General features: G+C 50.9%; 9 protein-coding genes. 6 read left to right on the forward strand and 3 right to left on the reverse strand.

The genetic code is table 11. The annotated features are described in order from the left end of the window. Positions 1–330: 330 nt before the first annotated feature. The 4 genes from RDO88_RS12555 to RDO88_RS12570 are packed head-to-tail and all read left to right on the forward strand — an operon-like array spanning position 331 to position 7,117. Positions 331–1,461, forward strand: coding sequence for a Gfo/Idh/MocA family oxidoreductase (locus tag RDO88_RS12555; RefSeq protein ID WP_307759698.1), 1,131 nt, complete (start codon positions 331–333; stop codon positions 1,459–1,461). A gap of 33 nt (positions 1,462–1,494) precedes the next feature. After that, positions 1,495–3,396 (forward strand): alpha-L-fucosidase, encoded by a 1,902-nt coding sequence (locus RDO88_RS12560; protein WP_307759699.1) that lies wholly within the window; start codon positions 1,495–1,497, stop codon positions 3,394–3,396. A 15-nt stretch (positions 3,397–3,411) separates the two neighbouring features. Beyond that, positions 3,412–5,568 carry a polysaccharide lyase 8 family protein gene (locus RDO88_RS12565; protein WP_374043953.1) on the forward strand — a complete coding sequence of 719 codons (2,157 nt, stop codon included), beginning with the start codon at positions 3,412–3,414 and terminating at the stop codon, positions 5,566–5,568. A 4-nt stretch (positions 5,569–5,572) separates the two neighbouring features. Beyond that, complete coding sequence (locus RDO88_RS12570; RefSeq protein ID WP_307759700.1) at positions 5,573–7,117, forward strand: arylsulfatase; 1,545 nt, start codon at positions 5,573–5,575, stop codon at positions 7,115–7,117. A 100-nt stretch (positions 7,118–7,217) separates the two neighbouring features. Here the strand turns inward: RDO88_RS12570 and pfkA are convergent, their stop codons facing one another. From pfkA to cmk, 3 genes are all read right to left on the reverse strand, one after another. Further along, entirely contained in the window at positions 7,218–8,198 is a 981-nt protein-coding gene (pfkA, locus tag RDO88_RS12575) for a 6-phosphofructokinase (RefSeq protein ID WP_021847098.1), read from the reverse strand. A 72-nt stretch (positions 8,199–8,270) separates the two neighbouring features. After that, complete coding sequence (locus tag RDO88_RS12580) at positions 8,271–9,149, reverse strand: 4-hydroxy-3-methylbut-2-enyl diphosphate reductase (RefSeq protein ID WP_307759701.1); 879 nt, start codon at positions 9,147–9,149, stop codon at positions 8,271–8,273. Positions 9,150–9,233: 84 nt separating this feature from the next. Beyond that, positions 9,234–9,923 (reverse strand): (d)CMP kinase, encoded by a 690-nt coding sequence (cmk, locus tag RDO88_RS12585; RefSeq protein ID WP_307759702.1) that lies wholly within the window; start codon positions 9,921–9,923, stop codon positions 9,234–9,236. Between the two features lie 281 nt (positions 9,924–10,204). Here cmk and RDO88_RS12590 point away from each other — a divergent pair, with 281 nt between their 5' ends. Beyond that, the gene (locus RDO88_RS12590) at positions 10,205–10,894 is read left to right on the forward strand and encodes a TonB family protein (protein WP_307759703.1); all 690 of its coding nucleotides are present in this window, start codon (positions 10,205–10,207) and stop codon (positions 10,892–10,894) included. 90 nt (positions 10,895–10,984) lie between these two features. After that, the gene (locus RDO88_RS12595; protein ID WP_307759704.1) at positions 10,985–11,962 is read left to right on the forward strand and encodes a polyprenyl synthetase family protein; all 978 of its coding nucleotides are present in this window, start codon (positions 10,985–10,987) and stop codon (positions 11,960–11,962) included. Positions 11,963–11,980 lie beyond the last annotated feature (18 nt).

The following is an 11,980-nucleotide window of genomic DNA, read 5'->3' on the forward strand; positions in this document are numbered from 1 at the left end:
CGAATTAAAGAGTTATTTGAAAGCATGAGAAATATGGCAGTTCTACACAGTCCAGCTTTTTCTTATCCGTTGCCCGTTCTCGTGCGAGTTTTATTCAATCCGTTGATATTCAAAGGGAAAATACTTTATTACAACAAATATAAGGAAAGGCAATCGTAGAACAAAATATTGAAACTTGTTTCAGATATTTTTCAATATAAGTTATCCTAAAAGTCGCTAATTGATAGCTTATGATAGTTGGTTTTTAATTCCTCTTTTTGGTAAACAAAACAGAAAGCTTTATCTTTGGACAATTTTCTGTCCATAAGGAATGGAAACGATTGATGGATTATGATAAAGACAGCATTTATTGGCTTGGGATATAGAGGAAGGCAGTTGTACGGACTGCTGCAGCACATAAGAGGTTTCCGTATCGTGGCGTTTGCGGATCCGGGAGTGGAGGAAGACGCCGTGGCGGGTATCCCTTGTTATCAGAGGGGGGAAGAGGACTATCGGAGGATGCTGGCCGAACAGAAGCCGCAGCTGGTATTCGTGGCTTCTCCCTGGCATTGCCACGTGCGGCATGCGCTTCACTGCATGGAATGCGGGGCCGATGTGGCTCTGGAAATCAAGGGAGGGCTTTACATAGACGAATACCGGCCCTTGATAGCATGTGCCGCGCGCACCGGCCGCCGAATCTATCCGTTGGAGAACACGCTTTTCATGCGGGAGAATCTGGCTATATATAATATGGTACAGGCAGGCCTGTTGGGAGAAATCGTGTATATGCGCGGAGGCTACCGGCATGACTTGCGCCGCCTGTTGCTGGACGATGACGGTACGCTGGGTAACCGTGAAAAGACGGAAAGTGTCTGGCGAAGCCGTTTTTATCAGGAAGAAAACGGTGACTTGTATCCCACGCACGGACTGGCTCCGCTTTGTCTGTTTGCCGGTATCGGACGGACGGACCGCATCAAGTGCCTGACTTCGTTTGCTTCCAAACCCGCCGGATTGCGGCAACGCATCAAAGACTTGGGGGGAGACAGCAGTGTGAAGATTGCTTTGGGCGATGTGGTGGTTACCCAGCTGGAGACGGAGAACGGGGTATTGCTGACGTTGACACACGACACGACCTTGCCCCGGCCACGAAGCCTGGACTTCGAGGTACAGGGCACGAAAGGCATCTGGCAGGGTGACCGCCGGTTGATCTATGTGGAAGGAAGCAGTCCGGAAGAGACATGGGAACCGGACGAGAGCTACATCAACCGGTATGAACACCGGTATTGGCGGCAGTGGGGACAGGAGGCCGTCGAGGTGGATGCGCATCATGGGGGAATGGACTATGTCATGCTGAAGGCACTGGAAGAAGATATCCGCGGAGGAGAGCCATATCCGGTGACCGTGGACGACCTGGCGTTGTGGACTTCGGTCACTCCCTGGTCCAAGGTCTCTATCGCCGAACGGAAAACGGTCTTTATGTAACGGAGTCATTTTTACACTTAAAAAAATACAGATATGAAGAATTTTACCAATTTGATTGCTGCATGTTCTTGTGCGGTGGTTTCGTCGGCCTTGTTCTCGTGTGCGCCACGCGTCGAAGCGCCGGAACCGATTCTTCCCATTCCCGAACCGAAACAGGTGGAATGGCAGAAGATGGAAACGTATGCTTTTATCCATTTCGGTTTGAATACGTTCAACGACCGTGAATGGGGATATGGTGACACGCCGGCGGAGATGTTCAATCCGGCCCGGTTGGATTGTGAACAGTGGGCCAAAACGCTGGTAGCTGCCGGTATGAAAGGAGTGATTCTGACGGCCAAACATCACGACGGCTTCTGCCTGTGGCCTTTTGCCGGAACCGAGTACAGCGTGGCCAACAGTCCTTTCCGGAATGGTAAGGGAGATGTGGTGCGCGAACTGTCGGAAGCCTGCAAGAAGTATGGCCTGAAGTTTGCCGTGTATCTTTCGCCGTGGGACCGGCATCAGGCCAATTACGGGACACCGGAATATTTGGATTACTTTTATGCCCAGTTGCGCGATCTGCTGACCAATTATGGAGAGGTCTTTGAGGTATGGTTCGATGGTGCCAACGGAGGGGACGGCTGGTATGGCGGAGCGAAAGAGACACGAACCATCGACCGGCGTAACTATTATAACTATCCCCGCATCTATGAGATGCTGGACAGCATACAGCCCCAGGCTGTCATCTTCTCGGATGGTGGGCCGGGCTGTCGCTGGGTAGGCAACGAGAGAGGTTTTGCCGGTGCTACCAACTGGTCGTTCCTGCGTAAGGGGGAAGTGTATCCCGGTTATGACAAGTATTACGAATTGCAGTACGGCCATGCCGACGGCAACCAATGGGTGCCTGCCGAATGTGATGTCTCCATCCGTCCGGGCTGGTTCTATCATCCGGAACAGGACAGTCTTGTAAAGACACCCGAGCAGCTGGTGGATCTGTATTATCGGAGTGTGGGGCACAACGGGACCTTGTTGCTGAACTTCCCGGTAGACCGTAACGGCCTGATCAATCCGATTGATTCGGCCAACGCTGTGCGTTTCCGCCAGATGATACAGAAGGAACTGGCCGTGAATCTGGTGAAGGGAATGGTTCCGCAGGTCAGCAATGAACGGGGTGGTGACTATGTCGCTGCGGCTTTGACAGACAATGATTATGATACCTATTGGGCTACGGCCGACAGTGTGAAGACGGCTGATATCACTTTCTCTCTCCCTTCGGCTGTACGGATGAACCGCATGCTCTTGCAGGAGTATATTCCTTTGGGCCAGCGGGTGAAAGCCTTTACGGTGGAATATCGCGATCCTTCGGGCAACTGGATGCCTGTTGTGCTGAACGAGGAGACTACGACCATCGGATATAAGCGCCTGTTGCGTTTCTCTTCTGTAGTGACGGATGGCATCCGCGTTCGGATTACCGATTCCCGTGGACCGTTGTGCATCAACAATATCGAGGTATATGATGCCGGTGAGAATGCAGACAAAATCTTCAGTGAAGTGTCTTTGGAAAAAATGGGAAGTCTTCCTTTTACACTTTCCGGTATAAAGGATGAGGACGCGAAGGCGGCTACCGACCGTAACGGGAAAACAACCTGTTTCGTGGAAGGAGACTTGCTGACGGTTGACTTGGGAAGCGAACGCTTTATTTCTTCTTTCCATTTCCTGCCCGATCAGAGCGAACCGAGCAAGGGGCTTGTATCGCATTACGAGTTGTCTGTAGCAGGAGCTGACGGACAGCATCTGCAAACGGTCAAGTCGGGCGAGTTTTCCAATATCCGTAACAATCCGGTGATGCAGTCGGTATATTTCACTCCAGTCAAAGCGCGTTATCTGTATTTGAAAGCTACCCGTATGGTAACGGAGGGAGAAGCGATGGGATTTGCTGAAATAGCGGTGAAATAATAAATAGGAATGAACATGAACAGAAGATTTTATTGGCTGGCTGTCTTTTTGTGTTGGATGGTATCCGGCATGGGAAAGACGGTTGAGATGCAGAATCGGTTGGATACCGATGATGAATTTGAAGTTCTGATGCAGAAAATACGTCAGGATTTTGCTGCCAATCCTACTATTGATGAGGCGTTGGCGAAATATAATGAAAAGGACGGCTCGTTTACGGATGTGGATTATGCCAGCATCCAACGTACGAACTGGCCTCCGCTGGTACACATAGAACGTATCAGTGATTTTGTATTTGCCTATACCCATCCGAATAACAAGCATTTTCAGGAAGAGGGACTGTATGAGAAGATTGTGAAAGGATTGGAGTACTGGGACGAACGGAATCCCTGGTGCCACAATTGGTGGTACAATCAGATTGCCGAACCTCAAAAATTGGGTGTCTTGCTCATTCAGATGCGTGTAGGTAAAAAACAGATTCCGGCAGAACTCGAAAAGAAGATTCTGGAGCGTGTGAAGAAGGACGGTGGTAATCCGGCGAAGTGGACGGGGGCCAACCGTACCGATATTGCCTTGCACTGGATTTATCGTTCCTGCCTGCAACGGAACGCTGAGGATCTGGCTTTTGCTTTGGACAATGTCTACAATCCGGTGGTGTATACAACGAAGGAAGGATTCCAGCATGACAACAGTAACTTCCAGCATGGACGTCAGTTGTATATCGGCGGGTACGGCGACGAGATTCTGAAGGGAGTGACCCAGGTTGCCATGTATACCCGTGGTACCCGCTTTGCCATGCCGCAGGACAAGCTGGAGCTGATCAGCAAGTTCATGCGTGAAACCTATTATGCTACCATCCGTGGCAAATATATGTCTTTTGATGTGTTGGGACGTGGAGTAAGTCGTCCGGGGATCTTGAACAAGTCGAATGCGCTGTTGTTTGCCAAGCGTATGGTAGAACTGGACCAGGCACATGCCGATGAATTCCGTACCATCGTAGCACGTATGGAAGGAACGAAAGAACCGGGTGACGGGATTCGGCCGAAACATACGCATTATTTCCGGGGGGACTATACCTTGCATGTACGTCCGGCATATTCTTTCGATGTCCGGTTGGCCTCTACCCGAACCATGCGTTGTGAATATGGCAACGGTGAAAATCTGAAGACCTATTTCTTGTCGGATGGTTGTACGAACATCACCACGCATGGTGGAGAGTATTATAACATTTTCCCGGCCTGGAACTGGACACGCATTCCGGGTGTGACGGCTCCCCAAGTGAAGGTAATTCCATTGGCGGCAAGCGACTGGCAGACACCGGGTACTTCTACGTTTGCAGGTGGGGTGTCCGACAGCCTTTATGGCGCAACGGCTTATGCGTATATGGATACGTATAAGGGTGTCAATACCGGTGCACACAAAGCCTGGTTCTTCTTCGATGATGAGGTGGTTTGTCTGGGTTCGGATGTCACTTCTTCTTCTCCGGAGGATGTTTATACATCTGTCAACCAGTGTCTGGCTTCGTCATCGGGAGCGTTGATATCGGTTGCCGGCAAACAGGAAACACTTCCAGCCGAAGAGAAGATTTATGAAGAGGCAGACTGGGTGTTGCACGACGGAATCGGTTATGTCTTTCCACAAGGTGGACGTCTGGTAGCGGGTGTACAGCGGCAAAGCGGCAGTTGGTATGACATCAATAACAGTGTGAACCGTAAAGAACCGGTTGAAGAAACTGTATTTACGTTGAGTATGGACCATGGACGCCGGCCGCAAGGCAGTACGTATGCCTATGTGGTAGTTCCAGGCAAGCAAACTGCTGCTGGGATGGATAAATACTGCAAGCGGTTGCCCGTTGAAATATTGAGTAATACGGCTGACTTACAGGCTGTATGTCACAAGAAGTTGGGCGTTTGGCAATTGGTGTTTTATCAGCCGGGGGAATTCCGTAACGGGAAGCTGGCCGTGCGGGTTGACAAACCTTGTGCCTTGATTCTGAAGGATGTTGATACAAAGCATCCGATTGTCCATGTAGCCGATCCGGGTCAGACACGCCAGTCCATTCAGATAAACGTTGAAATAAAAGGAAGAAAAGGTGGAAAACAGACGGTTGAATTCCGCCCTTCTGATGACCCGGTCTATGCGGGTGCAACACAGTCTTTTACATTAAATTTCTAAAATCATGAATACAAGAAAATGGTCTGATGCCGCTTGGGCGGTGGCAGCAGGTGCCTGTCTGGTACCGGGCTGCCTGGCGGCACAGCAGAAACCGCACATTATTCTTATTATATCCGACCAGCATCGGGGGGATGCCATGCAGTGCATGGGCAATCCTTCTGTCATCACTCCCCATATGGATGCTTTGGCGGATGATGGTACGCTCTTCCTGAACGGCTATTCTTCTACACCGAGCAGTACACCTGCCCGTGCCGGACTGTTGACCGGGCTTTCTCCCTGGCATCATGGCATGTTGGGGTATGGCAGGGTAGGCAACCAGTACCGTTACGAAATGCCGCAGATGCTGCGTGACCTGAATTATTTTACATTTGGTATCGGTAAGATGCACTGGTTCCCCCAGAAATCATTGCATGGCTTTCACGGCACACTGGTTGACGAGAGCGGACGCGTGGAAAGCAAGGATTTCATCAGCGATTACCGTTTGTGGTTTCAGACACAGGCGCCTGGCTTGAATCCCGATTCTACCCATGTAGGCTGGAATGATCATGGGGCGGCGGTATACAAACTCCCTGAGCAGCTTCATCCGACGGTATGGACGGGCGAAACCGCTTGTGAAATGATACACAATCATAAAAACGGAAATGGGCAGCCTTTGTTCCTGAAGGTGTCGTTCGCCCGTCCTCACAGCCCCTATGACCCTCCACAGCGTTTGGCCGATGTTTACAAGGACCGCGATGTGCCGGCTCCGTACGTGGGAGAGTGGTGCAAGGACAAAGGATATGCAGTACAGAAGAATGCTTCCGATGCTCCGTCCGATGCGGCTTTCGGTAATTTTGGTGAAGAATATGCCAAGAATTCCCGCCGTCACTATTATGCCAACGTCACTTTTGTAGATGAGGAAATCGGTAAGATTGTGCAGGCACTGAAGGAAGAAGGAATGTATGACAACGCTCTGATATGCTACGTGTCCGACCATGGTGACATGTTGGGTGACCATTATCATTGGCGGAAAACTTATCCCTACGAGGGCTCTGTGCATATACCTTATATTGTGAAATGGCCCTCTTCCTGCGGCTTCGAAAAAGGTGGAAAAGTTGAAGAACCGGTCGAACTGAGAGACTTGCTGCCTACTTTCCTTGAAATGGCCGGTGGACAGGTGCCTTCTGATATGGATGGCCAGTCGCTGGTGAGATTGATGGACGGCGGGAAGAAGCAATGGCGTAAGTACATTGATTTGGAACATGCCACTTGCTATAGTCCTGACAACTATTGGTGCGCGTTGACCGATGGAAAAATTAAGTACGTCTGGCGTTTCCATACAGGGGAAGAAGAATTGTTCGACTTGGAGAAAGATCCTCACGAACTGAAGAATGTAGTGGGTGAGAAGCGTTATCGCGCCCGTCTGGAAGAACTCCGTGCGGCGATGGTGCAACACTTGTCCGAGCGTGGAGAGGAATTTGTGAAGGATGGCAAGCTTCAGGTGTTGAAGCGAACCGTATTGTATGGTCCTTTATTCCCTGACAAGAACCCTGTAGATACAGGTATTTGATATTGAACTCCATGAAAATAGAAATCGGCTGTCTGGACAGATGATCATCTGGCAGACAGCCGATTTCTTATAGATATTGTTCGTTTTACTGATATAGCAATCAGATAGACAATGCGCGCAATACGTTGACAAGCTCTTTCTTGATGGGCTTGTCGTTTTTGATGGCTTTGGTAAAGGGTACGTAAACCACTTCGTCGTGTTCGATACCGATCATCACGTTGCGCTGGCCTTCCATGATGGCGTCGATGGCAGCGGCACCCAGTCGGCTGGCCAGGATACGGTCGTGGGCCGTGGGGCTTCCACCGCGTTGCAGGTGGCCAAGGATGGTAACACGTACATCGTATTGCGGATATTCATTCTTTACACGTTCGGCATAGTGCATAGCACCTCCCGTCAGTTCGCTTTCGGCAACGAGGACGATGCTGCTGTTCTTTGACTTGCGGAAACCGTTCTTGATGAACTCTTCCAATTGGTCGACTTCCGTACTGAATTCGGGGATGATGGCTGCTTCGGCACCCGATGCAATGGCACCGTTCAAGGCCAGGAAACCTGCGTCGCGTCCCATGACTTCGACGAAGAACAGGCGCTCGTGCGATGTAGCTGTGTCGCGAATCTTGTCGACGGCGTCGAGGATGGTGTTCAGGGCGGTATCATATCCGATGGTGGTATCCGTACCATAGAGGTCGTTGTCGATAGTGCCGGGCAGGCCGATGCAGGGCACGTCGAACTCTTGTGCGAAGATGCGAGCACCTGTCAGCGAACCGTCGCCGCCGATAACAACGAGGGCGTCGATGCCTTCCTTCTTCATGTTGTCGTAGGCTTGCTGGCGACCTTCAGGAGTGGTGAATTCTTTGCAACGTGCTGTTTTCAGGATGGTTCCTCCCAGCTGGATGATGTTGCTTACATTCTGGCTCTTGAATTCTTTGATTTCGCCGGTCACCAGACCCTTGTATCCTCTATATATACCTTTTACTTGAAGTCCGTTGTAGATGGCTGCGCGTGTCACCGCACGGATGGCTGCGTTCATACCCGGAGCATCTCCTCCGGAAGTCAGAATGCCTATGCACTTAACTATTCCCATAACAATCTTTTTTAGTTAATAAATGACGTTGCAAAGATACGAAAAAGCTTAGGGTAGCTATAATAATTTTCGTTAATTTGCCGAAGTTTGGAGTTTCTCTTCAATCGCGTGCGAGATTTCTTCCATCAGCCATTTGGGAGTTGAAGTGGCTCCACAGATGCCGATAGAGGACGCTTTGGCCAGCAGGGAGGTGTCTATCTCTTCAGGGCTGTCTATCAGGTGCGAATTGGGGTTCACCTTCAGACATTCGCTGAGAAGCATCTTGCCGTTGGAGCTTTTCTTGCCGCTGACGAAGAATATCAGGTCATGCGAGGCGGCAAACTTGCGGATGTTGGGGATGCGGTTGGCCACCTGTCGGCAGATGGTGTCGTAATATTCAAACGTGACATCGGGCGAGATGTGCTCCTTGATATACTCTACGATGCGTTGGAATTCGTCGAGCGACTTGGTTGTCTGCGAGTAGAGGCGTATGCTGCGGCTCAGGTCGAGCGACTTGGCTTCTTCCAGCTTCTCGATGACGATGGCTTTTCCTTCCGTCTGTCCGACGAGTCCCAGCACTTCGGCATGGCCATTCTTGCCATAAATCACTATCTGCTTGTCCTCTTCCGTGTTTTGGGTATATTCCTGCTTGATGCGTTTCTGCAGGCGGAGGACGACGGGGCAGGTAGCGTCGATGATTTCGATGTGGTTGCGGCGGGCCGTCTCGTAGGTCTCGGGCGGTTCGCCATGAGCGCGGAGCAGCACTTTGGCGTCGTGCAGGCGGTTGAATTCGTCGTGGTTGATGGTGACGAGCCCCATGGCCTTCAGGCGCTCCACCTCGCGGCTGTTGTGCACAATGTCGCCCAGGCAGTACAGCGTGCCGCCTTTGGCCAGCTCCTCTTCGGCTTTGCTGATGGCGTTGACCACTCCGAAGCAGAAGCCCGATTCTTCGTCTATTTCTACTTTTGCCATAAGATAAAACGGTGTTTTGCGGGTTGGAAAACATTGCTTTCCCGACCGGAAAACAATGTTTTCCCAGTCGGGCGGGGTTGAGGCTTATTGTCCGGCTACGCGTGCGAACTGTTCGGCCAGCCAGGCCTTCTGCTGCTCGATGGTCAGATGGCTGTTGTCCAGCAGCAGGGCGTCGTCGGCCTTGCGCAGGGGGCTCACTTCGCGATGCTGGTCGATGTAGTCGCGTTGCTTTACATTCTCCAGTATTTCGTCGAAGTTCACGGCCTGACCTTTGGCCTTCAGCTCGTCGTAGCGGCGCTGGGCACGTATCTCGGGCGAGGCGGTGACGAATATCTTCAGCTCGGCGTCGGGGAAGACGGTGGTGCCTATGTCGCGGCCGTCCATAACGATGCCCTTGGCCTGTCCCATTTCTTGCTGTTGTTTGACCATCGCTTCACGTACGAAGTCGAGGGCAGCTACAGGACTGACATGGGAGGAAACTTCCATGGTGCGTATCTTGCTTTCCACATTCACGCCGTTCAGGTAGGTGTCGGGGCGGTTGGTCTCCGCATTGGAGCGGAAGGAGATGCGGATGTTGTTAATCTCGCTCTGAAGCTTTGCGGTATCGATTTGTCCGTCGTGCAGAAGCCCGTTCTCGATGCAATACAGGGTGACGGCACGATACATGGCTCCGCTGTCGATGTAGATGTAGCCTATTTCGCGGGCCAGGTCTTTGGCCATGGTACTTTTTCCGCACGACGAGAATCCGTCGATGGCAATGATAATCTTTCTCATTGTTCTATATATTAATAAGGTGGTTTCTTCATTGAAATGCAATGTTTCTGCTTGGAAAACGGAACATTTCACTTTTTGTTCAAAAAAACATGCCAAAGATAAGGCTATTTTTAAAATATCTCGTTACATTTGTAGCACAAAAGCAGAAGTGGCATCATGAATGATTAAAAAAACGAAAATGCAGCGGTTATTGTGTAAAAAAAGACATCCGCGCATGAACATTCATGGGAAAAGTGCTATATTTGCCCCAAATGGGAAACACTAAAAATTAATTATAAATTATGGAAGTTAAAAAATCGCCTAAAGCAGACTTGGAGAACAAAAAATCGACTTGGCTGCTCATCGGTTACGTAATTGTGCTTGCCTTCCTTTTTGTCTCCTTCGAATGGACGGAGCGTGACAAGAAGATTGACATGAGCCAGGCCGTATCCGATCTTGTGTTTGAAGAGGAAATTGAAATTCCTATTACGGAACAACCGGAGCAGGTGACTCCTCCGCCTCCTCCTGAGGCTCCCGCATTTGTTGAGCAATTGACAATTGTGGACGACGAGATGGATATCGAGTCAACTGAAATCGCTTCTTCCGAGGAAACTGGTCAGGCAGTAGAAATCGCTTACGTGCCTCCTACGGTAGAAGAAGAAGTGGTTGAAGAGCAGGAAATCTTCGAGGTGGTAGAACACATGCCTGAATTCCCCGGCGGACAGGCTGCCCTGTTCAAGTATCTGAGTGACAACATCAAGTATCCTACCATCGCTCAGGAAAACGGTACGCAGGGTCGTGTAACCGTACAGTTTGTGGTAAATGCCGACGGTGGTATCGTAGATGCCAAGGTTATCCGTGGCGTTGACCCCTACCTCGACAAGGAAGCCCTTCGCGTGGTCAGTTCCATGCCGAAGTGGAAGCCGGGTATGCAGCGTGGTAAGGCTGTGCGTGTGAAGTACACCGTGCCCGTAATGTTCAGATTGCAGTAATTTGATTGTCAAATAGTAAAGACGGAAGAGGTTGCCTGTGTGCAGCCTCTTTTCGTTCCTACATATTCCATTTTTTTCTTTCAGCCAACTATGTTCAAGTCTTCCGAACTTCTTGAGAAAATCAATGCGCACATTGCTGCGCTTCAGTTTGACCGTCGTCCGATGGGGTTGTACGAGCCTGTCTCCTACGTGTTGTTGTTGGGAGGAAAACGTATCCGCCCGGTTCTGATGCTGATGGCTTACAATTTGTATAAAGAAGATGTGGAGAGCATCTTCAGCCAGGCCACAGGAATCGAGGTCTACCATAATTATACGTTGTTGCACGACGACCTGATGGACAAGGCCGACCGCCGCCGCGGCAAACCGACGGTACATAAGGTGTGGAATGAAAATACCGCCATCCTGTCGGGCGACGCCATGCTGGTGCTGGCCTATCAGTTCATGGCCGAGGGTTGTCCGGCCCCCCTGCTGAAGCCGGTGATGGACTTGTTCAGCCAGACGGCGTTGGAGATTTGCGAAGGGCAGCAGTTTGATATGGATTTCGAGACCCGCGACGACGTGTCCGAAACCGAATATCTGGAGATGATCCGCCTGAAGACTTCCGTCCTGCTGGCCGCCGCACTGAAGGTGGGCGCATTGCTGGGCGGCGCTTCGCAGGAAGACGCCGACCGCCTTTATGACTTCGGCATGAATCTGGGGGTAGCCTTCCAGCTGAAGGACGACTTGCTGGATGTGTATGGCGACACCAACGTGTTTGGTAAGAACATAGGGGGAGACATCTTGTGCAACAAGAAAACCTATCTGCTTATCCAAGCCTTCCGCCAGGCATCGGATGCGCAGCGCATCGAACTGGAGCGATGGGTCAAGGCAGAACAATTCGATCCGGCCGAGAAGGTAGCTTCGGTAACGGCTCTGTATGACGCCATTGGAGTCAAGGCCTTGTGCGAACAGAAAATTCAAGCCTATACCCAACGTGCCGAAGAAAGCCTGGCGCTGGTCGGCGTCTCTTCGGAGCGTAAGCGGGAGTTGCATGAACTGATGGAAAGCTTGATGTACCGTCAGTCTTGATTCGCTTGTTGTTGGAAA

Origin of the sequence: uncultured Mediterranea sp. (genome assembly GCF_902493215.1) — a bacterium.
In the GTDB taxonomy this organism is placed as follows: domain Bacteria; phylum Bacteroidota; class Bacteroidia; order Bacteroidales; family Bacteroidaceae; genus Bacteroides.